The 26380-nt window shown below is 70.6% G+C and carries 19 protein-coding genes; 9 read left to right on the forward strand and 10 right to left on the reverse strand.

The genetic code is table 11. From position 1 onward, the window contains the following. A partial coding sequence (locus AAH979_RS31605) for a discoidin domain-containing protein (protein WP_346261790.1) occupies positions 1-3401 on the reverse strand: 3401 nt, incomplete at its 3' end. 380 nt (positions 3402-3781) lie between these two features. Here AAH979_RS31605 and AAH979_RS31610 point away from each other — a divergent pair. After that, entirely contained in the window at positions 3782-5767 is a 1986-nt protein-coding gene (locus tag AAH979_RS31610) for a PQQ-binding-like beta-propeller repeat protein (RefSeq protein WP_346261791.1), read from the forward strand. A 145-nt stretch (positions 5768-5912) separates the two neighbouring features. Here the strand turns inward: AAH979_RS31610 and AAH979_RS31615 are convergent, their stop codons facing one another. Then, positions 5913-8621 (reverse strand): hypothetical protein, encoded by a 2709-nt coding sequence (locus AAH979_RS31615; protein ID WP_346261792.1) that lies wholly within the window; start codon positions 8619-8621, stop codon positions 5913-5915. Between the two features lie 67 nt (positions 8622-8688). After that, positions 8689-9012, reverse strand: a complete 324-nt coding sequence (locus tag AAH979_RS31620; protein WP_346261793.1) for an STAS domain-containing protein — start codon at positions 9010-9012, stop codon at positions 8689-8691. A 199-nt stretch (positions 9013-9211) separates the two neighbouring features. On the opposite strand from AAH979_RS31620, the gene AAH979_RS31625 reads away from it, so the two are divergent. After that, positions 9212-9565: a hypothetical protein gene (locus tag AAH979_RS31625; RefSeq protein WP_346261794.1), complete on the forward strand. Its 354-nt coding sequence runs from the start codon at positions 9212-9214 to the stop codon at positions 9563-9565. A 415-nt stretch (positions 9566-9980) separates the two neighbouring features. Beyond that, complete coding sequence (locus tag AAH979_RS31630; RefSeq protein WP_346261795.1) at positions 9981-10289, forward strand: hypothetical protein; 309 nt, start codon at positions 9981-9983, stop codon at positions 10287-10289. Positions 10290-10424: 135 nt separating this feature from the next. Here the strand turns inward: AAH979_RS31630 and AAH979_RS31635 are convergent, their stop codons facing one another. Continuing rightward, positions 10425-11504 carry a glycoside hydrolase family 19 protein gene (locus AAH979_RS31635; protein ID WP_346261796.1) on the reverse strand — a complete coding sequence of 360 codons (1080 nt, stop codon included), beginning with the start codon at positions 11502-11504 and terminating at the stop codon, positions 10425-10427. A 316-nt stretch (positions 11505-11820) separates the two neighbouring features. On the opposite strand from AAH979_RS31635, the gene AAH979_RS31640 reads away from it, so the two are divergent. From AAH979_RS31640 to AAH979_RS31655, 4 genes are all read left to right on the forward strand, one after another. Then, positions 11821-12798, forward strand: a complete 978-nt coding sequence (locus AAH979_RS31640) for a hypothetical protein (RefSeq protein ID WP_346261797.1) — start codon at positions 11821-11823, stop codon at positions 12796-12798. Positions 12799-12892: 94 nt separating this feature from the next. After that, the gene (locus AAH979_RS31645) at positions 12893-14218 is read left to right on the forward strand and encodes an MFS transporter (RefSeq protein ID WP_346261798.1); all 1326 of its coding nucleotides are present in this window, start codon (positions 12893-12895) and stop codon (positions 14216-14218) included. A 144-nt stretch (positions 14219-14362) separates the two neighbouring features. Further along, on the forward strand, positions 14363-14485 hold the full coding sequence (locus AAH979_RS31650) for a hypothetical protein (RefSeq protein ID WP_346261799.1): 123 nt from the start codon (positions 14363-14365) through the stop codon (positions 14483-14485). Between the two features lie 25 nt (positions 14486-14510). Next, positions 14511-16478 (forward strand): ABC transporter ATP-binding protein, encoded by a 1968-nt coding sequence (locus AAH979_RS31655; RefSeq protein WP_346261800.1) that lies wholly within the window; start codon positions 14511-14513, stop codon positions 16476-16478. 354 nt (positions 16479-16832) lie between these two features. Here the strand turns inward: AAH979_RS31655 and AAH979_RS31660 are convergent, their stop codons facing one another. The 4 genes from AAH979_RS31660 to AAH979_RS31675 all read right to left on the reverse strand — a co-directional run bounded on the left by AAH979_RS31660 (position 16833) and on the right by AAH979_RS31675 (position 20730). After that, the gene (locus AAH979_RS31660) at positions 16833-17033 is read right to left on the reverse strand and encodes a hypothetical protein (RefSeq protein ID WP_346261801.1); all 201 of its coding nucleotides are present in this window, start codon (positions 17031-17033) and stop codon (positions 16833-16835) included. 164 nt (positions 17034-17197) lie between these two features. Then, positions 17198-18733 carry a cellulose binding domain-containing protein gene (locus AAH979_RS31665; protein ID WP_346261802.1) on the reverse strand — a complete coding sequence of 512 codons (1536 nt, stop codon included), beginning with the start codon at positions 18731-18733 and terminating at the stop codon, positions 17198-17200. Positions 18734-18869: 136 nt separating this feature from the next. Next, on the reverse strand, positions 18870-19526 hold the full coding sequence (locus AAH979_RS31670; protein WP_346261803.1) for a maleylpyruvate isomerase N-terminal domain-containing protein: 657 nt from the start codon (positions 19524-19526) through the stop codon (positions 18870-18872). 154 nt (positions 19527-19680) lie between these two features. Beyond that, positions 19681-20730, reverse strand: coding sequence for an LLM class flavin-dependent oxidoreductase (locus AAH979_RS31675; protein WP_346261804.1), 1050 nt, complete (start codon positions 20728-20730; stop codon positions 19681-19683). A 459-nt stretch (positions 20731-21189) separates the two neighbouring features. On the opposite strand from AAH979_RS31675, the gene AAH979_RS31680 reads away from it, so the two are divergent. Next, on the forward strand, positions 21190-22122 hold the full coding sequence (locus AAH979_RS31680; RefSeq protein ID WP_346261805.1) for a lysophospholipid acyltransferase family protein: 933 nt from the start codon (positions 21190-21192) through the stop codon (positions 22120-22122). Positions 22123-22230: 108 nt separating this feature from the next. Here the strand turns inward: AAH979_RS31680 and AAH979_RS31685 are convergent, their stop codons facing one another. After that, positions 22231-23028: a CehA/McbA family metallohydrolase gene (locus AAH979_RS31685; RefSeq protein ID WP_346261806.1), complete on the reverse strand. Its 798-nt coding sequence runs from the start codon at positions 23026-23028 to the stop codon at positions 22231-22233. A gap of 278 nt (positions 23029-23306) precedes the next feature. On the opposite strand from AAH979_RS31685, the gene AAH979_RS31690 reads away from it, so the two are divergent. Then, positions 23307-23690: a cellulose binding domain-containing protein gene (locus AAH979_RS31690; RefSeq protein ID WP_346261807.1), complete on the forward strand. Its 384-nt coding sequence runs from the start codon at positions 23307-23309 to the stop codon at positions 23688-23690. Between the two features lie 134 nt (positions 23691-23824). Here AAH979_RS31690 and AAH979_RS31695 read toward each other — a convergent pair whose 3' ends face one another. Continuing rightward, on the reverse strand, positions 23825-26305 hold the full coding sequence (locus tag AAH979_RS31695) for a M14 family zinc carboxypeptidase (protein WP_346261808.1): 2481 nt from the start codon (positions 26303-26305) through the stop codon (positions 23825-23827). Positions 26306-26380 lie beyond the last annotated feature (75 nt).

Here is a 26380-nt window from a genome sequence, read left to right on the forward strand (position 1 = left end):
CTGAGCGGCTCGACCCAGATGTTCCGGTAGAACAGATTGGGGCCGGGGTCGCCGTGGTCCTGGAGGCGGATCGGGCCCACCGATGGCCCCTCCGGTGCTCCGCCGCCGGTCGGCCCGGTGATCTCGGCGTTGTCGTGCACGGTGACGCCGTTCCACACGACGGTGACCCGGGCGTTCTCCGTCTTGGCCCCGGAGGCGTCGAACCGGGCGGCGCGGAACGTCACGTCGTACGTCTGCCAGGTCTGCGGCGCGGTCGCGGCGTTCACCCTCGGCGCCAGCTTCTCGTAGATGGCGCCGCACTCGTTGCTGGCCGGGGTGGTGTCGCCGTACGAGTCGAGCACCTGCAACTCGTACCGGTCCTGCAGGTAGATGCCGCTGTTCGCCCGGGCCTGCCCGGTGACGTCGGCCGGCAGGTTCGGCAGCCAGAACTCGATGTGCAGCTTGACGTCGCCGAAGCTCTGCCGACTCCGGATGTCGCCGCCGAGCACCTCCACTCCGCCGTTGCCCAGCGGCCAGGTCGGGTTGGCCCCGTTGGCCTGCTGGAAGTTGTCCATGTTCGTCCCGTCGAAGAGGGTGATCCGACCGGTGTTCCCACCGGGTCCGTACGCCTCGAACTCGTAGATCCGGGCCGCGTTGTCGGTGGTACTGGTCGGCGCGGTCACGGTCAGTCGCGCGTACCTGGCCTGGCTGGCCGGGATGTCGTGGGTGGTGACGTTCGCGGTGTTGCCGGTGACGTTCGCGACCGTGGTCCAGGCGGTGCCGTTGGTGCTGACCTGGACGGCGAAGTCGCGGGTGTTCCAGGCGGCGTTCTCGCCACCGGCGCCCGCGTGCCGGACCACGAACCGGTGCACCGTCTGGGTGGTGCCGAGGTCGACCTGCAACCACTTGGTGGCGCCGAGCGAGCACCACTTGTCGCTGTTGCCGCCGCTCACGCTGCCGTTGACCGCCTGCGACGGTCCCTCGGTGCCGGAGCAGGAACTGTCCGCCGTCGCCGGCCGCCCCAGGGCGAGGTTGCCCGATGCCGGGGCGGCACCGCCGTACACCTCGAACTCGTAGATCCGGGCCGCGTTGTTGCCGTCGCTGCTCGGGGTGGTGATGGCGAGGCGGACGTACCGGGCCTGGGTCGCCGCGAAGGTGTGCGTGGTGGTGTTGGCGGTGTTCGCGGTGACGTTCGCGACCGTCGTCCAGGCGGTGCCGTTGGTGCTGACCTGGACGGCGAAGTCGCGGGTGTTCCAGGCGGCGGCCTCACCGCCGGCACCGGCGTGCGCGACGACGACCCGGTTCACGCTCTGGGTCGAGCCGAGGTCGACCTGCAACCACCGGCTGGATCCCGACGAGCACCACTTGTCGAGGTTCCCCGAGGTGGTGGTCCCGTTGACGGCCTTCGCCGGGCCCTCGGTCGCCGAGCAGGAACTGTCGGCCGTGGCCGGCTTGCCCAGGGCGAGGTTGACCGGCGGCACCTGGCCGGGGATGGCATTGAGGGTGTACCAGACCTCGGTGCTCCACAGCGCCTGGCCGTCGCTCGCGCTGAACGGCCGGGGCGAGCGGACGTGTACCACCCGGCCGGCCTTGAGCCCGTTGACGACCAGGGTGACCTTCTTGCCGTCCGCCGACAGCGTCGCCGAGGAGACCGACAGCGTCTCCTCGTCCACCTTCGGCCCGCCGTAGGCGGCGGTCGGGACGTACCGCCACTGCTTGACCCGGTACTTCGAGGCCAGCGCCGTCGCGGTCGCCGCCGAGAGCGGCTTGGTGTACTCGATCTCGAAACCGTCCGACCGGGCCCGCATCGCCAGCATGTCGAAGGTGGCGCTGCCGTTCGGGGTGATCTTCTGCAGGCCGTAGCTGAGCTTGCCCTCCTGGCCCCAGTTCCCACCGCCGTGCAGGCCACCGGTGTAGAGGGCACCGTCCGGGCCGACGCTGACCTCGGAGACACCGGCCTCAAGCCCCTGCGTCATCCGGAACAGCGCGCCCTGGTATTCCCCGTTGACCTTCTCCAGGTACGCCCGCTGGAGGCCGCCGTACGTCACGTCGCCGATCGCCATCTGCCCGGCGAAGGGCCCCTGGGTCATCATCACCGGCGTACTCGGCGAGTTGCCGATCTCGTTCTGCGGGAACCAGATGACCGGCTGGGTCACCGGGTTGTTGTCGAACGGCCCGGCCGGGTTGAGGTAGTGGTTGAAGAACCGGTCCTGCTTGATGTGCAGCAGCTTGGAGGCCGGCTGGTAGCCGCCCTGGTTGTCGGTGACGAAGAGCCCGTTCTCGGGCCCCCAGCCGATGCCGTGCGGGGTACGCAGCCCGCCCGCGACGTACGACACCGCGCCGGTCGTCCGGTTCACCTTGATGGTCGTGCCCCGGTTACCCGCCGGCTGCGGGTTCGTGGTCGCGCCGCCGTAGTTGATCGACACCGAGAGATTCAGGTAGAAGAACCCGTCGGCGTAGAGCAGCCCGAACCCGAACTCGTGGAAGTTCTGGCCGAACGGCCAGGTGGCCACGGTGCGGTAGTTGTCGGTCACCCCGTCGCCGTTGGTGTCGTTCAGCTCCGTGAGCCGGTGCTTCTCCGACACGTAGAGCTTGCCGTCGACGTAGGTGATGCCCATCGGCTCCTGGAGCCCGCTGGCCACCCGGGTCCGGGTCACCTGGGCCGGGCTGGTGTTGCCGGTGACGTTGCCCAGCAGCCAGACCTCGCCGGCGGTGGTCAGCGAGCCTCCCCAGGTGAGCACCGCGAGGCGCCCGTCCGGCAGCCAGTCGAAGCCGGTGACCTGCGGCTCGAAGCCGCTGGGCCGCAGGTTCGTCAGCGTGAAGCCGGGATGTACGGCGGTGAGCGGCAGCCCGTCACCGGGCGCGTCACCACTGGCCTCGCACTCCTTGCGGCCGGGCGCGGTCACCCGGACGACCCCGGCGTCGGTGCTCAGCACCGAGTTGGGCACGGTGACGAACGACGTCGAGCCGGGTGTGCGCCACTGCAGCGTCAGCTGCTGGCCGCCGTCGCGCTCGAAGTGCTCGATCCGCAGCGAGTGGTAGCCGGTGGTGAGGTCGACCGTGCCGTCCTTCGGATCCGGTCCGTGCAGCCCGTCGTGGTCGACGACGACCGCGTCGTCGATCAGTAGTCGCGACCCGTCGTCGCTGAGCAGCCGGAAGGTGTAGCTGCCGGCCTGGGCGATGTTGATGTTGCCGAGGACCTGGGCCAGGAAGTAGTTCTCGAAACCGAAGTCGGCCGCGCTGGTCCAGTCGACCACCGGCATGAGCTTGTCGATGTTCGGGGTCTGCGCGGCCTTGAGGGTGCAGAGGTTGTTCAGCGGCACCTGAAGGTCGAAAACCCGCAGCGTGACACCGGGCTCCTGTGGCGGCGGCGCGGCCGTGGCACCGCCGGCCGGCAGGCACACGGCCGCGACGGCGAGCACGGTGGCGACCGTGCCCAGAATCGATGTGCGCGCTCGTCGGGATGGTAGGAACACGTTTCCTCCCAGGGGTGAGCGGGACGACGCCGCACCGTCACGGCATGGCGGACCGCTCGGCGGCGCGCACCGTGATGGCCGACGGGAAACCTCATACGTCCTGAGCTGACCGGGCACGCCGCTGCCTGGCGAGGCAAACCCTACGATCGTTACGTTTGGATGTCTAGATGTTTCGTCCCAACGGCTCTAACTTTCAGATAGCTCGACGAAAGTGCGGACGTACCGAACAGGCCCGTCCAGGCCCTCGGCGCCGGACGGCTCCGGCGGTCCCGGATCGCGACCGCGTCTTGTCGGGTTCGTGACGGTGTCCCGGAAGGCTCTGTCCGATGCGGAACCTCGATCTCGGACTGCGCTGGCTCGGCCATCCCGGCACGGTCGCGGCCACCGTGCTGCTGCTGGTCAACGACCACCTCCTCAAGGCGTGCTGGCCGGGCCCGGTGACCGGCAAGGTCAGCGACTTCGCCGGCCTGGTGGTGGCGCCGGCCGTGCTCGGCGGTGGGTTGGCGGCGGCGTTCCCGGTCCGTCGCGGGCGGCTGCTCGTCGCGGCCTGCGTGATCAGCACCGGACTGGGATTCGCACTGGTCAAGCTGACCGCACCGGGCGCCGCACTGGCCTCCGCGGTGTGGTCCTCGGTAGCCGGACCCTCGCGGGTGCTCGCCGACCCCACCGACCTGGTCGCCCTGCCGGCGCTCGGCCTGGCCTGGTGGATCGGACGGCGTACGGTCGTCCGCCGCACCGACGGCGACCGGCCGCCGGCCGGCACGCCCCGCCGGCTCACGCCACTCGGCCTGGTACGGGCACTGAACCCTTTCGCACCCAGACCGCGCGGCGCTCACGCACCGCGTCTGACCTTGCGGCCCACCGCACGGCAAGGGGAGGTCGAAAGAGGTTCACCGGCGGCGCGCGTGCCCGCACTGCTCGGACGGGTACGGGTACTGGTCGCGGTGCCGCTGGCGCTGTTCGCCGTCGCGGCGACGACAGCGGGCGGGGAGCCGGACGCGGACCCGACAGTCGGGGTCGCCCAGCGGGAAGCCGCCTGGAGCACGTCGCTGCCCAGTTCGCTCGGCATACCGAGTGGCGCCGCGGTCTCCGGTGACCGGGTCGTGGTGGTGACCGAGCCGGGCGGGATGGCCGTGCTCGACCGGCACAGCGGAGTGTCGCGCTGGCAGCGGAAGGCGTCGTCCGGGTCGCAACAGTGGCGCAGGATCCAGGTCACCCGGGACGCCGTACTGATCTTCCTGGACAACGCGGTGCAGGTCCTCGACCTGGATACCGGCCGGCTGGCCCGGGAGACGGCACCGGTGACCGGCGCCGCCGCGAGCTGGACGACCCTGTTCCTGAGCACCTGCGAACCGCGCTGCGCCATCCGGGCGTACGACATCGGCAGCGGTCGGCTGCGCTGGACGCACACCAGGCAGAGCCGTTCGCGCGGCGCCGACGTGCCGGCGTACTGGACCGAACTGTCGGCCGATCCCGCGGAGGCGGCGCCGGCTCGCCCGGGCCGGCTGGCGGCCGACCGGCTACGCCCGCTGACCGCCGGGGAGACCCGGGTACTGATCGCCGGGCAGTACCAGGGCAACGGCGCGTACCGGACGCTGGCCCTGGACGCCGGTACCGGCAAGGTCCTCTCCGAGGGAGCGACGCTCGCCGACGGTGAGCGGTTCACCGTCGGCGACGACCGCAGCTACCTGCGCTGGCGTACGGCCGACCCGTGCGAATTCGCGGTCACCGGGTACGACGTACGGGGCGGGGCGGCGAAGTGGACGGCCCGGATCCGGCCACCCGGCCGCGACGTGGCCACGCAGCCCTGTGATGCCTGGGTTCCGCAGGTGGCCGCCGGGGCGCTGCTGGCGGCGACGCCGGAGGGGCGACCCCAGGCACTCGACCTCGCCACGGGACGGGTCCGGTGGAACGGCGACAACGGCACCTCCCCGCTGGCGACGGTCGGGGACGTGGTGGTGACGCGCCACGACGGGCAGCGGAGGATTGCCGGCCACGACCTGGGCACCGGCGACCAGCGGTGGATCTCGGAGCTGCCGGAAGACGGCGACGGCGGCCCGGAATGGGTACACCGGACGCTGGCCGCCGGAGAACGGCTCGGCTACCAGACGACGTACCAGCCGGCCGAGGGCCCCGAGCGCGAGCTGACCTGGGTCCGACACGCGGTCACCGGTCGGGTCGAATGGGTCGGCAAGGGCAGCAACGAACTACTGGGCGCCGGGGGCGGTGCGCTGGTGACCCGGGGGCTGTGGATCCACGGAGATCCGCCGGCGGACCGCTCCGCCATCCAGGTCCGGCTGTTCACACTCTGACCGCCCCACCGGCCGGTCGAGGGCGTTCGCGCTACGGCACGCGCCGCCGAGGTCGCGGCCCGCCACCTGACGACGGCTGCTTCGGCGCGCGTCCCGACCCGAGCGGGTCCGGGCCGCACCCTGCGGTGCGGCCCGGACCCATCGGTCAGCCGCCGGTCACCACACCGGTCAACACCGTGCTCGGTACCGGCCCTTCCGGCAGGTCGACGAAATGCAGCTCGACGAACTCGTCCGGTTCGGCCACCGAGTCGGTGATCGTCGGTACGGTGATCTCGCCGGTGGCCGCGGCCGGCTCGATGAACAGGTACGGCGCCAGCCAGGTCTGCGACAGCGGGCGCGGCGGCTGCACCGGTTCCAGCGAGAGCAGGGTGAACCAGTCCGGGTCGACGTCCGTGGTGGACAGTTCCACGCCGCTGGCCGGAGCCTGCGGCAGGGTGTACGCGTAAATGCCCGTCTCGGTCGGCGCCGACGAGGAAAAGCGCCAGGTCAGCGCCTCGCCCTCGACGGCGCGGGCGGAGGCGGACTCGATGGAGAGCGTCGGCTCGGGGTCGTCGTTGACGGTCGAAACTCCGCCGTAGTAGCTGCCGATCACGAAGCCCCGCTCCGCCTTGGCGGCCAGGGTCTGATTCTCGGTGTAGTTCCACACTGTGTCACCGGTGACGTCGATCGGCACCCGGATGGTGCGCTGCCCGGGCTGGACGGTGGCCAGCCAGGAGCGGCTCGTGAACGTCGTGTCGTCGGACTGGAACAGCCGCACCACGCCGCCGCCGTCTCCGGTGACGGTCACCGGGATCTCGTACGTCTTCGTGCCGGAGTCGCCCTCGGCGACCCGCAGGGTCCCGATGTCGAGCCGTGGCAGGCGTTCCGGGGACGCGTGCGGGGTACCCGGCTGCCAGCCCCACGCGTCGAGCAGCCAGGCCCGGCCCGGCCCACTGCGCGGGGTGAGTTCGATGGCGGTCAGCCTCGCGGGTGCGTCCTTGAGCGGCACCCGCACCTCCTGGCCCCAGTACGAGGTCGTGTTGTCGGTGCCGGGCAGGCCGTCGATCCGGACCTCGCCCAGCGTGCTGCGGCGGCCGTCCGTGCCGACGACGGTGACGCCGAGCCGGGTACCGGTCGTGTTCGGTGGGACGATCACGCGCAGCGCCAGGTCGCGGGCACCGGCGACGGTGACCGGGCGGGCCGGGGCCAGCCGGATCCGGCTGCCGGCGGCGGACCAGTTCAGCGCTGCCGCGTACCGGCCGGGCTCGGGGACGGTCCAGAGGAACGGCACGAAGTGCGCCCGGAGGGCGTTCCGGTCCTCCGGGGGGATACAGGAGCGCTCGGGGTCGTCGGTTACCTGGTCGCAGATCCGCGCGCCGCCGGACACCGTCATCGACGGGTCCGGGGTGAGCAGCCGGGTACGGTTGGCACCGAGCGCGTGGCTGAGCACCCGGGCCGGGTCGGCCGACGGTGCCCGCACACCGCTGCCGTCGAGCAGCGGCCGGACCCGGTCGTCGCCAGCGACGAACAGCCGCGCGGCGGCGGCGATGTAGGTCGCGCCGACGGTCTGCTGCTGCGTGGCGGTGAGTCGGGTCCCGGCGCCGGGCGAGCAGACCGGGTCGGGCTCGTCACCGGCACGGAAGTCGTCGACGGACGGTGCCACCGACTGCCCGGGCGTCCACTCGGTGTTGAAGAAGTTGTGGTTGGCGCCGACCACGTACAGCGCGCTGCGCAGCGCCCGGCTGCCGCTGACGTCCCGGGTCTCGTCCACGAACATCTGGCCCTGCAGGTCGGAGACGTCGCCGTCGCAGCCGGGCAGGATGGTCACCGACGGGACGTCCGGCACCGGGTCGTGGCCGAAGATGGTGGGACCGATGAGCAGCAGTCCGCGTACGCTCCAGCGGACTTTGCCGTGGTAGCCGTCCTGCGCGGCGGGCGGCGGAGTGAGCGAGTCCATCGTCGCGCGGCTGACGCCCTCGCCGCCGCGGGAGTGGCCCACCAGGAACACCCGGGACAGGTCGGCGCGCGGCGCGGCGCGCACGATCGCCGGAGCGTCGGCGCGTCCGGCACCCGCCCAGTCGGCCCAGTTCGCCAGGTGCAGCCGGACGAGCGAGGAGCGTGCCTGGGCGCCGCCGTCGTCGGCGTCCCAGTCCTGCCCGTTGACACCGTTGGCCGAGATGGACACGGTCAGGTAGCCCTGCGAGGCGAGCAGCCGCTGGGCCTGTAGGTAGCCCCGGTGGCTCGGGATCGGGTCGGTGCCGGCCGGGCACGGCCACTCCTGGGGCACCTCCTCGGCTCCTCGGTAGCAGAAGGTGTGCCGACCGTGCAGGAACAGGGCGAGCGGCCGGGTGCCGGACGCACCCTGCGGGGCGACCACGACGGCGCGCATCTCGACCTTCTCCGGGAAGTCGGGCAGCTTGACGGCGGGCAGGTCGTATTCTCCGGTGACGGACCGGTACGGCCCGGCGACGCCGGGATCGACGGCGCCGGCCGGCTGTGGGGCCGGCACGGCGGCAATCGGCGCGGTGCGGCGGGGGCTGCTGTGCGTCGGGGCCTGGTCGATCCGCCTGCCGGCGGCCCGCACCGTCAGTTCGCCGAACCGGACGGACCCGCTCAACCCGAGGCTGAAGGTGCGACCGTCCGGGTGGGGGCGAGCCCGGCCGAGCCGCTCGTCGCCCGACCAGAACTCCACGGCGGCGTCGCCGATCGGCACCCAGCTCTCCGAGCGCCACGTCAGCTTGCCGTCGGTCACCGACCAGCCGCCCGCGGCCGCCGACCGCGGCGAAGGGCTTCCGGGGGGAACCGCCGCCGCCTGCCCGGCCGCCCCCGTCACCAGCGTCAGGGCGAGCGCGGCCGAGATCAGGAATCTACGCATGCAACCGTTTCTATCGCAGGCGTGCAACGTCGTCAGGCAGCGCGTCGGCCACCTGTTCGGGCCGATGTCACCGGGTCTGCCGGAGACGTTGCGGCGGGACCCCGGCGGCGGCGAGCCGGCTGGCTATGACCGCGGACCCGGTACAGAAGGAAACAATGACATTGTCGTCGTCCCCGACGTGGCAGGCGGCGGCGAGCGTGCCGACGCCGATCGGGTCCAGGGCCGACACGTCCGACAGGTCCACCATCACACGCCACGGCCGGATCTTGCGGACCGCACGCACGAGAATGTGCCGCAGTTCGGCGGCGCAGTCGATCCCGACCGGCCCGTGCGGCTGCACGACGAGGGTGCCGTCCCCGACCGTCGACACCTCCACCAGGGTGTTGGGCACTGGACCGCCCTTCTTCACCACAGACTGTGTGATCGCCCACCTTATGAAGGCGGAAAGCAGGTGTCGAGGACGGCGCAAGGATTGCGCCTATATCGATATCGCGACGTGCCGCCAGACGCTCTCGGGCACGCGGTCGACAGCGCGTCCTTGATCCTGAGGCCTGATCCTCGGATCACTCGTGACCGGATCCTGCGGCATATTGACGTCCGTCGAGAACGTGAGGATCCTCTTGGGGCATCCGTCCCTTCGAGAGAAGAAAGAGGCAGTACCCGACATGAACTTCCTCTTCGCCGTCATCATCGGTGTCCTCATCGGCCTCATCGGCGGGTTCGCGCTGAAAGGCCGCCAGGCCAACGCCATCTGGCTGGCGCCCGCGCTCGCCGTGGCCGGCGCGCTGGTCGCCGCCGTACTCGCACTGCTCTTCGGAGACGACCGGCAGTACGGATGGAAGGAAATCAGCCTGCAGATCGTGCTGGCGATCGCCGGCGTGGCGCTGACGTACCTGCTCGGCAACCGCAAGTCGCCCGGCAACCCGGCGACCTCCACCCAGTAGTGCGCGCGACCTGGTCAGCGCCCCGGTGAGCTGCGGCGGTCCGGCCCGGGCCACGTCGGCGACATCCCCGGCTACGAGATCAGGGGCGCGGTCACCGACGACGGCCGGGCCGCCACCAGGCGCCGCGCCGCGCCCCGATGACCACCGATCGGCCGACGCCAAATCGCCCGACCGTCGCCGTACCCACCGAGGTGCGGCGATTCGGTGCCCGTGGGCAGGAAAGGGAACAGTCCAATCGGCGCCCGGCCCCGGACCGCTCAGGCCGAAGTGATGATCGGAGGTCCGAGGGCGTCGCGGGTACCCGCTGGCATCCTGGACTGGTGGCACCACCCCCCGACTCTCCCGCCCAGACCGCCCACCGCCTACGCCGCGCCGCCGCCGACCCGCCGACTCCGCATGCGGGCAGGGCCGGCTGATGCCCGATACCCCCGACCCGAAGCTCGTCAACCTGGCGATCGACTCGCAACAGGCCCTTGAGGAGCTGGCGCTCCAGCTGCGCGGCGACGTGCGGGTAACCGAACCGGCAATCCTGCTCGCCATCCTGCAGAGGATCGGCTCCGGACTGGAGGAGTGCATGACCGAGCTGGCCGGTGCCGCCGCCACCGCCGGGCAGACCGGACCGGCCGACGCGTTGCGTAAGGCCGTCGCACACCAGAACCGTGCCCTGACGTCGCTCAACGGCGCGGTCGCGACGATCCAACCGCAGCCGAGAACGCGTATCTGAATTCTGGACCAGTCGAACGCGTCCTGCGTCCCCGAGGCTGGCAGGCGCCGGCGTCGATCGTCCCGGGTAACTGTCCGGGGCGCCGGTCGGGCCTCGTCGCCCGCGTGCCGACGGGTGACGAGGCCCAGCCGTGGATCAGCAGTGGAGATTGGCGCCGGCCGGTACCCCGAGGATGCCGACGAACTGCTGGTACCTGGTGACGCGGCTCTGCACCTGGGCGGGGTTCCCGCCGTTGCATTCGATCGAGCCGTTGATGCTGCGGATGGTCTCGCCGAACCCGGCGCCGGTGGCCATCGCGTGGTGGGCGGTCATGCTGCCCGGCCCGTTCTGGGTCATCCAGTACCAGATCGCGGTCTTCCAGGCCACCGCGGCGTCGTTCTGCACCAGCCAGGGGTTCGTCAGCAGGGGTAGGCCGAGGGCGTTGCCGGCGGCGTTGTAGTTGAAGTTCCAGCTCAGCTGGATCGGCCCCCGCCCGTAGTAGGCGGCCTGTCCGGCGGGGCAGCCGTAGGGTTGGCCGGGGTCGCAGTAGTGCGGGTAGTTCGCGGTGTTCTGCTCCACGATGTGCACGAGTCCACCGGTCTCGTGGTGCACGTTCGCCAGGAAGGCCGCGGCCTCCTGGCGCTGGACGGTGGCGCTGCCGGTCTTGGTGAACGCCGGGTAGGCGCTGAGGGCGGCGACGAGTCCGGAGTACGTGTAGAAGGAGTTGCGGCTCGGGAACATCTGGTTGAACTGCGCCTCGCTGACCACGAAGCCGCCGGGGCCGGTGGGGGGCGGATTGGTCGGCGGTTGGCCGCCGCAGGTGTACGGCTCCCAGTACCAGGTGCTGACCACGGGGTCGTAGCCGGGGTTGTCATGCTCGGCGATGTAGTACAGGCCGTTGGTGTACCGCACGATGCTGCCGGTGGCATACCAGGTGCCGGCGACCCAGTTGGGATGGTCGCAGCTTCCTCCTGGTGGCGGCGTGGTGCCGCCGTCACAGGCGCCGAGGTCCTGCCAGACGCCGGTGGTGCCCGGCGGCGCCTCGTTCTGGGTCCACCATTTCGCCTGGTAGTTGCGCCCGCTGCGGGAGACCTGGTCGCCGCCCCAGTAGACGGCCGAGGACTGCCACGGCGCGGCGCAGGCCGCCGCCGATGCCGGGGTCGACGGGATGATCGCCATGAGTCCACTCGCGGCAACCAGCGTCGCGAGCGCGACCAGGGCGCGCAGTCTCGACATGTGGTCACTCCTTCCTGGGATACCTCGGGCCGACGGCGGGCCGCACATCGATGGAGGTGACCGTAACATGTTCTGTTCGTAAACCTTACTAATCTTTTTGTTCACAGTCCTTACTAATCGCACGCCGCGCCGCACGGGACTCGATTGCCCGCCGAGCCGGCGGTCCTGAAGCGCCCAGCGCCACCGGACCGGAGATCGCGCGGGTCGGCACGGCGCGGCGCAGCCGAGACTCGTGGGTCGGATTCCATCGTCCACATTCGATAGGGTCTGCACGCCGAACCTCCACGAGACCCACTCCGCACACCCAGGAGCGTGCATGCGCAGTCGCATCACCACCCTCGCATCGTCGGCCGCGACGGCCCTCCTGGCCGCCATGCTGCCGGTCACCAGCGCGCAGGCGGCGGCCCTCCCCCTCGGCAAGGCCAACTTCACCATCGCGGTCGGCGGCCTCAAGGTCGCCTCGACCGAGAACTGGGTTCGACTCGGCCAGTACACCTTCAGCCCCGACGGCACCGTCAGCGAGCGCCACTGGCACTGGTCACAGCGGGTGCGGGTGGCCCGGGCGTACACCGAGTTCACCGCCACCAACTGCGCCGACCGCGACTGCCGGGTCGCCACCGCGGGTGGCTACCAGTCGACGGGCGCGTCCAAGACCCTGACCGGCACCTACTCCGTCTCCGGCAGCACCCTGCGCGTCAACTGGAGCGGCGGGCAGTGGGAGGAGTGGACGCTGACGACGAAGGCCGGCGGCGCGCTGGCCAATGTGGAGCTGAGCGCCAACAACTTCGGCGCCACACACGGCTTCGGCAACGGCAGCAACGCCGGCTGGGACGCCCGCCGGCCGCTCTCCGCGATCGCCACCACGGACTGGTCCCGGTACGTACACCGCTACCACCTGTGGAAGACCAGTGAGGCCAGCGCCGCCCCCTACATCGACACCGGTGACGGCAGCCCCTTCTGGCTACGGAGCTGGAACGTCTGTTCGGGCGGCCAGTGCATCGCGGGGGAAACCGGCGCGGCGGGCACCGCCACGGCGACGGAGTACTACATCGCCCCGGCCAACTCCCCGACCGGCCACCGCCGGGACACCCTGTGGGGGTGGCGACTGCAGCACGCCATGGATCGCGGTGAAACCTGCTACACCGGCAACTCGCACGTCAAGCCGATGCTCCAGGTCGTCGACGACAACGGCGTCTTCCACGGCTGGGTGGGCGTGGAGGCCTCGCTGAACCAGACGGTGCCCGCCCAGGGTGCCCTCGCCGATGACATCGGTGTCTTCCGGATTCTCGACTGACGAACCTCTCTCAACCCCTGCCGGGTTCCGTGTCCGGCGACCGACCGGAAACCCGGTCGACACCGGCAGCACCAGTGGTGGACCATCACGGTTCGTGAAACGCCTGCTCCGCCGGATGGCGCTCGACGTCACGCCGTTACGCACGTCGCGGGACTATCGACTCCTGTTCGCGGCGAGCGGGGTGTCCGGGTTCGGATCGTTCATAACGTACGTCACCATCCCCTTCCAGGTGTACGCGCTGACCGACGATCCGCTCCTGGTCGGTCTGCTCGGCGTGTGCGAACTCGTACCCCTGCTGGTGATGGCCTTCGTCGGCGGCGCCCTGGCCGACTACCTCGACCGCCGCGCGCTGGTGCTGGGTGCCGAGGTCGCCTTCACCGCGCTCTGCGGCGTGCTGCTGGTCAACTCGCTCTTCGACCGCCCGCACCTCTGGCTGCTCTACGTCATCGCCGCGCTCACCGCCGCGATCGACGGCATCCAGCGGCCGGCGCTCGAAGGACTCACCCCGCGCGTCGTCACGCTGGACGAGATCCCGGCGGCCAGCGCGCTGAACTCCCTGCGGATGCAGATCGCACAACTCGGCGGCCCGGCCGTCGCCGGCCTGCTGATCGCGTCGGTCGACATGCCGTGGGTCTACGCGGTCGACCTCGGCACGTTCGCCTTCTCACTGATCTGCCTGTGCCTGGTCAAGGCCGTGCCGCCTCCGCCGGCCGCCGAGCGCCCCTCGCTGCGCTCCGTGGTGACCGGCCTGCGCTACGCGCGAAGTCGGCCCGAACTGCTCGGTACCTACCTCGTGGACATCAACGCGATGTTCTTCGGGATGCCACAGGCGCTGTACCCCTTCATGGCGAGCAAGCTCGGCGGCCCCGCGGTGCTCGGCCTGCTCTACGCGGCACCCGCCGCCGGTTCGCTGCTCGCGACGGTGACCTCCGGTTGGACCGGGCGGGTGCACCGGCACGGGCTGATGGTCGTGATCGCCGCCGGGCTGTGGGGCGTGGGGATCGTCGGCTTCGGCCTGACCGACTGGCTCTGGCTGGCGCTCGTCTTCCTCGCGTTCGCCGGTGCGGCCGACATGGTCTCGGGCATCTTCCGGATGACCATCTGGAACCAGACCATCCCGGATCACCTGCGTGGCCGGCTGGCCGGCATCGAGATGATCTCGTACGCCACCGGGCCGCTGCTCGGCCAACTCCGCTCCGGCGTCGCCGCCCGTTTCATGGGCATCGGCGGGTCGATCGTCTCCGGTGGTGTGCTCTGCGTGGTCGGCACGCTGGCGCTGGCGGCGGCCCTACCAGCGTTCATCCGCTACGACGGGCGGGACGGGCTCGCCAGGAAGCGGGCCGCCGACGAGGAGTGGACGGCCCGGGCAGCATCGATGGTCGCCGCAGGCGCGACCCCGACGTCCACGCGGCCCGGGTAACACCGGGACGCCAGGCACCGACGGTGACCGCAAGGGGTGCCGCGCGGTGTCAAAGATCTGTCGGAGTTGGTGTTCGCGTCTACCGACAATTTCCGCGCCCGGCGCTGCGGGCGTGTCGGGCGGAGGGCGTCCTACGGTCCATCCATGCCCTCCGGTCGCCTCGGCTTCACCATCACCCGGCCCGGCAAGCGGCCGGCAGCCGGGCTGCCGCTCACCAACCCGAGCAGCGGGTACGACTCGGCTTCTCCCCGGGGCGGCCGCTTGTAGCCAGTTCATGATCCGGAGGTACCCCATGCCCACAACCGACCACCGCACACCCGCCCCGCCGGGCCCGGCGAAGACGGATTCGGTGCTGCCGGAACTGCGGGAGATGTGGTGGGAGACCGGAGTGCGGGCGCGGGCACAGGCGGGCCTGTTCGCCGTCTTCGCCGAGCTGCCCCGCCTGGTCTGGGCCGCGCTGGTGGTGAGCTGGCGTGCCGACCGGGTCCGGACGTCGGTGGTGGCGGCGACGACGGTGGCCGCGGGGATGATGTCCGCATTCGGGCTCCTCGCCGCGCAGCGGGTGCTGGTGGAGCTGTTCGCGGGCGGTCCCACCGGCGACAAGGTGATCGCCGCACTGCCCGCGCTGGTCGCCCTCGCCGCGGTGACCGGGCTACGGGCGGGGATGGCGACCGCGATGGGGTACGCGCAGAACGGGCTCGCCCCGAAGGTGGACCGCGAGGTGGAGCGGCGCCTGTTCGAGGTGACCACCGCCGTCCGGCTGGAGGCGTTCGATGCCGACGCGTTCGCCGACGACATGGAACGCGCCTCCCGTGGCGCGGGCTCCACCACCGACCTGGTGCAGTCGTCGATGAACCTGCTCGCCGGGCTCGCCGGGCTGCTCGCCGTGGCGGTTGCCGTCGTCGTGGTCCACCCGTTGCTGCTGGTGGCGCTGCTGGTCGCGACGGTACCCAACGCGTGGGCGTCACTGCGCGCCGGTCACCTGCGCTACCAGACCTACGCGGCCGGCTCGGTCCGCCGGCGCCGGCTGTGGCTACTGCACCGCCTGATGGCCGAGCGGGCCTCGGCGCCGGAGCTGCGCTCGTACGGGCTGCGCCGGTTCCTGCTCGACCAGTACGACCGGGTGATGGGCGTGGAGACGGCGATCCAGCTCGCCCTGGCCCGGCGGGTCACCACGACCACCACCGTCGGGGCGATGGTCGGCGGCGTGGCCACGGCCGCGGTCTACGCCCTGCTCGGGCTGCTGCTCGTCGACGGGCAGATCCCGCTCGCCGCCGCGGCGACCTGCGTGATCGCCGTGCAGTCCGCGCAGCGCTCCCTGTCCGTGGTCACGTTCCAGGTCGACCGCGTCTACACCGAGGGCCAGCACTTCCGCGACTACACCGGCTTCATGGCGCGCGCCGCCGACTACCTCCCGCCCAAGGCCGTGCTGGCCCCGCACGCCGCAGCCGGTGGTCGGCTACGTGAGATCGCTGTCGAGGCGGTCAGCCTGCGCTACCGCGACCGGGACAAGTCGGCCGTCGATGGCGTGACCCTCACCATCAACGCGGGGCAGACGGTGGCGTTCGTCGGGGAGAACGGCTCCGGCAAGTCGACCCTCGCCGCCATGATCGCCACCCTGCGCACGCCCACCGGCGGGACCATCCGCTACAACGGCCGGCCCCTGCCGGACTGGGACGTCGACAAGCTGCGGTCCCGGATCGCGGTCGTCACACAGGACTACCACAAGTGGCCGTTCACCGCCGCCACGAACATCGCCATCGGCGACATCTCCAGCGATCCGGACCAGGACCGAATCGGGGCCGCCGCCGCCCGCGCCGTCGCACACGACATGATCTGCGAGCTGCCGCACGGGTACGACACGCTGCTCGACCGCACCTTTGCCAACGGGCAGGACCTCTCCGGCGGGCAGTGGCAGCGCATCACCGCGGCCCGCGGCTTCCTGCGCGACGCCGACCTGCTCATCATGGACGAACCATCCTCCGCCCTCGACCCCCGCGCCGAAGACGCGCTGTTCCAGGCGATCCGCGACCGGCAGGGCCGGGCCACCACGATCCTCATCACCCACCGGCTGGCCAACGTGCGGCACGCCGACCGCATCTACGTCCTGCACCACGGCCGGCTGGTTGAGGCCGGCACCCACGACGAACTGATCGCCGCCGCCGGCCGGTACGCCGAGCTGTTCTCCCTCCAGGCCGCCGGCTACGACACCAGCGCACCCACCACGGCGGTACTGCACCGGCAGGCCGCGTCCGCGTGAAGGTACGCCGGCATCCCCACGACCCTGCCGGCCGCCGGGACCGCGCCGTGGTCGCCGGGAAGCCGTGTGCGCCGTGGTCGCCGGGAGGCCGTGGCTGCCCAGGGCGTCGGCCAGCCCGGCGGGGCATGCTCGTCGGAGACGGCGACGGAGTGGGTTCCTGCCATCGCCATCCGGCCCGCCACGTCCCCGGCTCCGCCGCTCGCGATCGCCGCGCTGAGTTTGCCAGGCAGCGCGACGGCGCCGAGCCGCGGCATCGCGATCCGCGCGATCCCGTACCGCCGGACCGGGTCATTCCCGGCGCTGGATCCCGGTACGGATCACGGCGCTCGCGTCGCATCTGTGGAGGTACCGCGATCAACGACCGAGCCCGACAGACCTGCGGGCGTTCTCGCTGACCGACTTCACCAGGAGTGAGCCGAGCAGGAAAGCCAACGCCTGGCGATCAACCACCATCGCGAGTTGCGGATAGAGTCGGTACGGCGTCTTCACCTTGGCGCCGTGGTAGGGCGGCAACGCCTGGATGAGTTCGTCCTGCGCCTGGGCAACGACCTGCAACCGGTGTTCGTCGTCCGATGGTGCGGAAGTCTGACCGTCCGGCCACGGTAGAGTCACGATGACCCGCAGCGACGCCTACCAGGACCCCGACGACCAGACCGCGAAGGCGCCCTGCGTTCAGCCTCGACCGGCCCGGACAGCGCTGACGGTCTGACCGGGGTAGCTCAGGACAGCGAGTTGAGGAACGGCTCGTGGGCGTTCCTGAACTCCCAGCCGTAGTAGCGGTCCCAGTTGATCGACCAGGTCATCAGGCCCCGGAAGTTCGGGTTGGTGCCGCTGCGCGGGGTGTAGCCGCCACAGGAGGTGCCGCGTACCAGGCAGGTGACCGCCTGCTGCACGCCGGCCGGCGCCACGTAGCCGTTACCGGCGCTGGTGGCGGCGGGCGTACCGAACGCGACCTGGTCCTCGCGTAGCGGCGGGAAGACGCTGGCGGCGTTTCCGGCGACCGGGAAGCCGGCGAGCAGCATGTCGGTCATGGCGATGTGGAAGTCCGCGCCGCCCATGGTGTGGTACTGGTTGTCCAGTCCCATGATCGGTCCGGAGTTGTAGTCCTGCACGTGCAGCACCGTGATGTCGTTGCGCAGGGCGTGGATCACCGGCAGGTACGAGCCGGCGCGCGGGTCCTGCCCGCCCCAGGGACCGGAGCCGTAGTACTGGTAGCCGAGCTGCACGAAGAAGGTCTCCGGCGCCATGGTGAGGACGAAGCCGGCGCCGTAGCGCTGCTTGAGGGCCCGGATCGCCGAGATCAGGTTCACGATCACCGGGGTGGTCGGATTCCGGAAGTCGGTGTCGCCGGTGTTCAGCGACAGGGAGTGCCCCTCGAAGTCGATGTCCAGCCCGTCAAGCCCGTACCGGTCGATAATGGCGCTGACCGAGCTGACGAACCGGTCTCGGGCCGCCGTGGTCGTCAACTGCACCTGGCCGTTCTGCCCGCCGATCGAGATGAGCACCTTCTTGCCCTGCTGCTGCTTGGCCCGGATCCCGGCGATGAACGCCGCCTCGGTCTCGACGCCGGGGCATTCGCCGGCCGGGCAGAGCTGGAAGCGGATGTCGCCGGAGGTCACCGAGGTCGGTTCCCCGAAGGCGAGGTTGATGATGTCCCAGTCAGCGGGCACGTCCGCCATCCGGAGGTATCCGGAGCCGTTGGCGAAGCTGGCGTGCAGGTATCCGATCAGTGCCCGTTTCGGCAGCCCTCCGGTGGGCGGGGTGGTGGGCGGCGGCGTGGTCGGCGGCGGCGTGGTCGGCGGCGGAGTGGTCGGCGGCGGGGTCGTCGCCGGCGGGGTGGTCGTGGGTGGCGTGCCGGTGCCCCCGCAGGAGGCCCCGTTGAGGGTGCAGTCCGTCGGCGTGCCGGCGCCGGTCACGACGAAGCCGAACGACGCGGAGGCGCCCGGGGCGAGAGTGCCGTTCCAGGACCGGTTGGTGAAGGTGTACCGCTGGCCGGAGGAGGTCAGCAGGGCGTCCCAGTAGGTGCCGACGACGCTGCCGGCCGGCAGGTCGAACGCGACGGACCACGAGGTCAGCGTGCTGGTGCCGCCGTTGCTGACGGTGTACTTCCCCTCCCAGCCGGCCCCCCAGTCGGAGGTCTTGACGAACGTCGCGGTGGGCCCGGCGGCGAACGCGGGCAGCGCGACGGCCACGGCGCCGCTGGTCGCCAGCACCGCGGCGACGGCGGTGAGCAGCAGTGTTCTGGAGCGTCTCATGGGGTCCTCCGGAGGCGTCACTGGGCATACCCGACCATCGACAGGGTGGTTAATTATTAGGACTATTAACAGTTCCTGTCCAGACCCTGGCGGCACACCCGTCCTGCCGCGCCGACGGTTCCGTCCACCCAGACGATCACTTGAGGACGAGCGGAAGTTTCGCCGCCAGTTCACCCAGTTCGGCCTCTTCGGCGCCGGTAGGGGCACGCCGGCCGGTGCCGACCAGCAGCGCGTCCTCGTCCGAGAACCCTGCGGGGAACGCACTACCGGCTAGCTTTTCCAGCGTCTCGCGCGACCGGGCGAGGCCCTCGGCGGGCGGCTCGCCCGCGTACTCGACGTGCGCGATCAGGTCGAGATGGTGCAACGTCCACTCCAGGACGTACGCGGCCAGGTAGTCACGCACGGTGAGCACCTGACCGCGGGTGCTGACCCGCAGGCCCGGGTCGGCGAGTTCGGCGGCCCGACCGGCGGCGGAACCCACGTCGTCGAGGTGGAACTTCAGCAGCCACGGCTCCTCGTACGCGGCGGCCAGCCGGACGATCAGCGCGTCGAGCGGGTCGTCGCCGGTCGGCGGCGTCTCGGCGACCTCCCAGTAGGTGACCGCGTCGCGGGTCGGTTCGGATTCGGCGGGAGTCACGAGGGTGATCAGGACGTCCTGGGCATCGATGACGAGGTGGCACACCAGGTCCCGCACGAGCCAGCCGGTACAGCCGGAGGGCCGGGCGAAGGCCTCGTCCGGCAGTTCGGCGACCGCCGTGCGCAGCGCCGCCCAGGAGCGTGAGAAGAGGTCCACATCGGCACGATAATGCGGCGCCGTCCCGGTCGAGTCCCCCACGCTGGACGACGCCCGAAGCCGACCGGAACGAGTCCGAGCGGTAGGCAGCGCCGCCTGGATCTCGTCCGGTGCCACGAACGGCGGTCGGAAGGTTATCCGGGAAGCTCGCCGGTCAGGCGAAGACCGGCATCAACTCGTCGTGGATCAGGCGTAGCTGACTGTCGACGTCGGCCACCCCGGGTACGTCGCGGCCGGTGAAGGATTTCACCAGGCCGGCGTCGGTGATCGCGCAGATCATATGGTTGACGCCGGTCGGGGCAATGTCCCTCTCGATCTTCGCCCGCACCTCGTCGGGAGTGCCCGCCAGGGACAGCTTCTCAGTGATCTCCGGACTGGTCAGCTCGATGCCCCGCGCGAGGTCTCCCGCTGCGATGGCCTTGGTGATCGGCACCATCTCATCGGGGTGCACGCCGTTGCGTTCGAGCTGCTCGCGCGGCATTGCGGAGGCGTACAGGCCGACCATGCTCCGCGCCGCCTCCTTGGCGGCAGCCGAGTCCGGTCCGACAGCGAAGACGACCCAGGCGCCGATGTCCAGGGACCGCCAGTCCTTGCCCGCGCGCTCCGCGCCGATCCTGAAATGCTCGACCGCGTACTCGTAGGCGGCACGCGAGTAGCTGAGCGCGTGGTGCACGCCGTCGGAGAGTTCGCCGGCAGCCTGGAAGGACTTCGGCCCTCGCATCGCACCGATCTTGACGGGGAGGTGCTGCTGGACCGGCCGGGCGAAGGTGAACAACCCGTCGTAGGAGTGGAATTCACCATCGCGGGTTATGGCGCCCTGGTCCAGCAGCGTACGGACGACCTCGACCGCCTCCTTGACCCGACTGAGCGGCTTGGTGGTGGTCCAGTCGATCTTGTATTGCGCCAGTACGCCGAAGTTGCCGCTGCCCAGCACGACCTCGGCACGGCCGCCGGTCAGCTCGTCGAGGGTCGCAGCGGCCTGCGCGATGAGGCTCGGTTCGCGGAGCGTGACGGACGACAGGCTCGGGCCCAGCCGGATCCGCGAGGTCTGGGCCGCAGCGGCGGCGAACAGCAGCCACATGTCCTTGTGCCACGGCTCGTCGGCCGCGTACACGGCGTAGAGGCCAAGTTCGTCCGCCAGCCTGATGGATGCGAGTGACTCGCTGATCGGATAATCGGGGAGCATCGCGTAGCTGAACTTCACGGTGGTGCCTCCTTGGCCGCGGGTCGTCGGCACACGTGGGGGAAGCAGTGCGGTTGAAGTACGTAGCCACCCAACCCTAACCATCACCTGTTCGACGTGTCGATTGTCGGAAGCTCCACCCACGCCCTGTCCCGCACCGAGGCGGCCTTCGCTCGGTCCGTCCCGGCGGCGACCGCCGACCGCCCCGAGCGGGGCCCCGCCAGCCGACCCGGGGCGGACGGTCCGCCACAGCCGACCCGGGGCGGACGGTCCGCCGCCAGCCGACCCGGGGCGGACGGTCCGCCGCCGTGACACGGCCCGCGCCGCGACGACAAGCTCGACGATGCCGAGCCCCGGCCGACGAGGCTGGCGGCGAATGAGCGAGGTTCACCACCGAGCTACAGAGATTTCAGGCATCCGCACTGTCTGCTTCGCCATTCGTCTTTGATGATGGAATTCCGGACGTAGGGAGGCGGCACGGTGTCATCCGTATACTGGCTCGCGCGCTCGGGAATTGCCGTCGTGGGTAGGACGCCGCGTCGGGTGAGGAACGGACTTGCTTCCACCGTCACCTCGGCGAGCTACCTGGGATGGCGCTCCAAGCGCCTGGTGACGCAGGAAAACATGGCGAAGGTCCTGGGTCTGCCCGCGTCCGATCCTCGGGTCAGGCGGGCCGCGCTGAGTTCCTGGAGCAACTACGGCCGGACGGCGGCATCACTGATCTGCCTGCCCTATCTGGACATGCTCGACGTCGACGCACGCACCCAGGATCTGACCCAGGGAATGACCTGGACAGAGTGCATCCGATCGGCGATGGCCCCCGGGAAGGGGGTGATCATCACTACCGGTCATTTCGGGAGTTGGGACCTTGCCGGCGCCATCGCCGCGCGCCACGTCCCGCTCTCCGCCATCGCGGACACGTTCAAGGATCCGCGACTGAACAACCTCCTTCAGGGACATCGGCGGGAGAAGAGCGTTGACATCATCCCGGTGTCGAGTGCCGTCCGTCGGGTGATGCAGGAACTCGTCGCGAGCAGAGCGGTGGCGATCGTCATTGACCGGCCGGTGCCCAGAGAACGGGGCGTGGAGGTGACGTTTTTCGGCCACAAGACCTACGTGCCCGTCGGTTCGGCCGCACTGTCGGTGAGATCCGGGGCGCCGATCATGCCCGGCTACGTCTGGTACGCACCGAACAACCGCTATTACATCCGGGCGTTCCCGCCGATGTTCCCGAACGCGGCGAGTAGCCACACCGAGCGGAAGCGGGAGATACGGCGCCTGGCGCAGTACATGTTCGCGTGCCAGGAAGAGGTGGTACGGCAGTGCCCGACGCAGTGGTTCATGTTCCGCCGATTCTGGCCCGTCGAGGCGGAGGTACCGGCAGCGAAGGCCCCGGGGGCGATGGCCGCGTAGCCGCACACCGCTCGGCGAGGCCGCTTCCGAACACCATGCGTCGCACGCCTGCGGGTGTGCGGCGTGCCCGACGCAGGTACGTGGCAATGCCCGTGATCGGCGCCGCGATCAGCCTTGGGGCGCCCGGCGCTCGGCCCGGGACTCGCGGCGGCGACGGACCATCCGGCGCGGCGGGTCCACGAACCAACTCCAGGCACATTGTGCGACGTAGGCGGCGGGGTTGAGCCGGGCCGGTGGCTGCTCCTGCCCACCGGCCCGCACCCTTCGGTCGAGGATGGCTCGGCGCAGGTCGTCCGGTGTGGTTCCGGGAAAGCGCGTGTAGGCGGCACCGATGTGCTGCCAGAAATGCGCGTCGCTCGCACCGATCTCGGCCAGGCCCCACTCCTCGTTGGCCGAACGCACGGCGGCGCGTCGGGTCGAGTTGGCAGGGCTGGGATTGTAAACCTCGATCCCGTCGATCTCGTATCCCGCGGTGAGCAGTGCGTCGATCCTCCGGCGGCTCAGGCTCGGCACCAGTGTCCCGAGGGGGTGCGGCACGACCACCAGCCCTCCCTGCTCCTTGATGGCGTCGATGCTCTCCTGAATTGGGCGCAGCGGCTTGGGCGCCTTCGTGACGAAGAGGCCGAGGAGATGGCCGTGACGCGTCGAGACCTCGACTCCGGTGATCATCCGCACCGGGGAGTTCTGTTCGGCCAACAGTTCCTCGACCCGCCGCGCACCCTCGACATGGTCGTGATCGGTAACCGCGATCAACGTCAGTTGCCGGAGAGCCGCGGTCTGGACCAATCGCGCCGGGCTGATCCAGCCGTCGCCCAGGTTGGTGTGCATGTGCAGGTCGGCCCGGCCGAGACCGGCCGCCGGCAGCGTGCTGTCCACTCCGGGTGCGCTACTCCTCTGGTCGGGCACGTCACGATCGTAGGCGTACCGCCGCTCGGCCCGGGCCGCCGCCGAGGTCGTGCATCGGGCCGGGAGCCGGCGGTCGGTGCCGGGCGCCGCCGTGCCGGGACGGACAGCTTTCCGACATTGATCGACCTTGGCGGATCGGCGCTACCACGACCGGTCATCCGTCGCTCATCATGGATGTCCGGGTGTCGGGGGCACCCCGCCGCCGGCAGTAGCCGAGAGCGAGGACCGTCATGCGCAATCGTCCGTCCCGAGTGGCCCGTTGGCTCCGTATCCTGCTCGTGCCCGCCCTCGCCGCCGTCCTGACCGCCGCCTCCGGCACGGTCGGGTACGCGGCGGCGGAGCCGGCACCCGCCTGTGGCGTGCGGTACCAGGTCACCGGAGCGTTCCCACCGGCCATGCAGGCCCAACTGATCATCAGCAACCTCGGCCAAGCCGAGATCAACGGGTGGACGCTGCGATTCTCCTTCCCCGACAAGCAGCCGCTGTACTTCTTCGGAGCGGAGCTGGTCAGCCGGGGTGCGGACACCGTCACCACCCGGGACCTCGGGTTCAACGCCGTGGTCCCGCCGAACGGCAGCGTGACGATCGGCTATCTCACCACCATTCCCGCCCCGACCCCGACCAACTTCGCGGTGAACGGCGCACCCTGCCAGGCCGGGTAGCGGCCGGTCCCGCGACAACCGGTTGCCGGACGGCCCGCCGCACCTGCCGGATGGGACCGGGCCCCGACATGTGACCGACCACCGCCCCGTCGGCGCGGCGCATCCGCACCGACGAGGCGGCTGGTCACCTGGGCTTACCGCTTGACGATCCTGATCGTCGCCGTGCGGTACTTGTCGCGCCGCTCGTTCTTCGTCGGGTCGTAGTTGTTCTCGATGTTGCCGGCGGCGTCGACCGAGAACCACCGGAACGTCGTCGTCTCGGTCACGTGGAACACCTGCCCCGGCTCACGGAACTCGGTCGCCTCGTAGCGCGGCGAGTCCAGGGTGGGCCGGCTGCCATCCGTCGTGTAGTAGATGGTGGCCGGCTCGCTGGTCTCGAAGCGGACATCGACGGAGTCGTAGTACTTTCCGCCGCCGGGCAGCAGCCGGGACGTGGGGTCCTTCTTGTCGCCGCCCCACTCCGCCGCGATCCGGAACATCTCCATGATCCCGTTGGCGTACTCCATCGTCTCGGCGTGGCCGCTGACCAGCGCCGGATCCCCCACCCACGGCGGCTGGAACGAGCCGCCCTGCCAGTCGCCGGTGGCCGGGTTGTAGATCGAGCCGCCGACCTCCCAGCCGAAGGCGTAGATCCCGTAGGTGTGGTACAGGTCCTCGCGCACGTTGCCGGCCGAGGAGTAGAGGACGTCCGACGACCCGCCGACGTTCTCCGGCGTGACCACGGTCTCCCGGTGCGCCTTGACCTGCGACAGGATCCGGGCGGCCGACTGCCAGTAGAACGCCTCGTCACCCAGGGGCGGGCGCGGCGTGGTGATGCGGCCGTCCGCGATGTAGGCGCCGGGCTGCCAGAAGAGCTGGCCGCCGTTGGAGTGCACCGACATCATGAACTTGATGTTCGAGTACTTCTCGACCAGCCAGATGATGTTCTTCGACTCGGGCTCGGAGAGCTCCTCCGGTCCCTGGTAGGTGTTGCTGACGCAGTCGGTCGACCCACCCGCGTAGCCGTCGTGGCCCGAACCGACCCGGTAGTTGCGGTTCAGGTCGACGCCCCAGGCGTTACGCCGGGCCGGGTCGGCGTTCTCGTCCGGGCAGTGGTTCGTCATGTTCCGTCGCTGCGACGCGAAGTTGTAGAAGCTGTAGTTCGCGCCGTCCGGGTTGTTGGAGAGGATGAGGAAGATGTCGGTGTCGTTGACGATCTTCTTCGTCTCCCGGTCGGACCGGTAGTTGTGCACCAGCCGCTCGGCCGTCTCCAGCGTGGTCGTCGCGGGTACCCACTCGCGGGCGTGGTCCTGCGCCTGGATCAGCACACCCGGCTTCTTGCCGTCGCGGTGCTTGCCGATCCGCAGCACCGGGATCGTGGCCGGGCCGCGTGGCACCTCGCCCTCCGGTGCGCCGGCACGCTTCTCGTCGAGGAAGTCGGTCAGCGCGACCGGACCGGCCGTCGGGGCTACGATGCCGGTGCCGGCGTTCGTCCGGTACGGGTGCGCCCGGTCGATGAGGCCCTGCGACCCGGTCTCCAGGGCTGCGGCCACCTGCGCGGCGGTGCTCGCGAGCCCGCCCGAGGCGTCCTTGCCGAGGAGGACCCGGACCGCCTTGCCGACGACCTCGACGGCGAGCGGCAGGTTCGCCCCCGGACGGTCCACGAACTCGACGGTGATCTCGTTGCCGCCCTCGTGGCCCCACGCCGCCGAACTGACGACGACCGCCTCCTGGCCGGTACCGCCGATGGTGGCCTGCGCCTTGCGCTGATAGCCGTTCGTCTTGTTCGGTAGATAGACGATCTCGGCGATCTCCGGGTACTGCCGGGCGATCTCCTCGGCGCGGCGGTAGAGCTGCTGCGGGTGCCGGTAGCCGTCCACGAAGTCCGACTTGTAGCCGGGATTCGCCGTCAGTGGCGGCGGAGCGTCCTCAAGCCAGTTGGAGACGAAACCGGTCGTGACGCCGCCGGTCGAACTCGTCACCCGGATCTGCTTCGGGCGCGCGTCGAGCTTGAACAGGTTCCGGTGGAACATGTACTGCCCGGAGTCGACGAACCGGCTCATCGTCCGGGCGAAGCCGAACGGCGTGCCCCGGCCCGAGTCGTTCTCGAGCTGCATCGTGACGACCGGATCGGACTGCTGCCCTTCGGTGGTCCGTGCCTCCACGTAGAGGAAGCCCTGGCCCTTGGTGGTGAACCAGTCGGCGCGGACGACCCGTACCGTCTTTTCGTGGTTGACCGGCTGGACGGCCCGCGCGCCGAGGGCCTGGAGGCCGCCGTCGGCCTCGTCGCTCCACGCGAAGCTCTCGCCGTTGCCGAGGATGGTGACGCCCATAGCCTTGAGTTCGGCGACCTGCCCGGCGGTCACCACCGCCTCGCCCTCGATGCCGGCCGGCACGCGCCGGAGCCCGTGCTCAAGGTCGAAGCCGGCGGCGACCACCTTGTCCAGCATGTCGGCGCCGGTCAGCTGGATGCGCACCAGGCGTACCGACTCCTGGTCCTCAAGCTGCGATCGTCCGGCACCGCCCGTGGCTGCGGACTTCGCCGGATCCGCGCCTGCCGGCGCCGTCGCCATGAGGACCGTCCCGACCAGGGCGGGCAACGCGAGCAGCGCGATGCGCAGTCGTCTGCGTCGCATGCTCCCTCCTTCTGTTTGCGGCCTGTGGTTGATACCGGGCCGGCCCCAGGTCGGGGCGGCCCGATCCGTTCAGCA

The organism is Plantactinospora sp. ZYX-F-223 (assembly GCF_039649625.1).
GTDB lineage: Bacteria > Actinomycetota > Actinomycetes > Mycobacteriales > Micromonosporaceae > Plantactinospora.

Bases quoted from the DNA above. Each gene is read 5' to 3' on its own strand.
- AAH979_RS31640 (WP_346261797.1), top strand. From the start codon at position 11,821: ATGCGCAGTCGCATCACCACCCTCGCATCGTCGGCCGCGACGGCCCTC.
- AAH979_RS31630 (WP_346261795.1), top strand. From the start codon at position 9,981: ATGCCCGATACCCCCGACCCGAAGCTCGTCAACCTGGCGATCGACTCG.
- AAH979_RS31650 (WP_346261799.1), top strand. From the start codon at position 14,363: ATGCCCTCCGGTCGCCTCGGCTTCACCATCACCCGGCCCGGCAAGCGG.
- AAH979_RS31655 (WP_346261800.1), top strand. From the start codon at position 14,511: ATGCCCACAACCGACCACCGCACACCCGCCCCGCCGGGCCCGGCGAAG.
- AAH979_RS31615 (WP_346261792.1), bottom strand. From the start codon at position 8,621: ATGCGTAGATTCCTGATCTCGGCCGCGCTCGCCCTGACGCTGGTGACG.
- AAH979_RS31665 (WP_346261802.1), bottom strand. From the start codon at position 18,733: ATGAGACGCTCCAGAACACTGCTGCTCACCGCCGTCGCCGCGGTGCTG.
- AAH979_RS31635 (WP_346261796.1), bottom strand. From the start codon at position 11,504: ATGTCGAGACTGCGCGCCCTGGTCGCGCTCGCGACGCTGGTTGCCGCG.
- AAH979_RS31610 (WP_346261791.1), top strand. From the start codon at position 3,782: ATGCGGAACCTCGATCTCGGACTGCGCTGGCTCGGCCATCCCGGCACG.
- AAH979_RS31695 (WP_346261808.1), bottom strand. From the start codon at position 26,305: ATGCGACGCAGACGACTGCGCATCGCGCTGCTCGCGTTGCCCGCCCTG.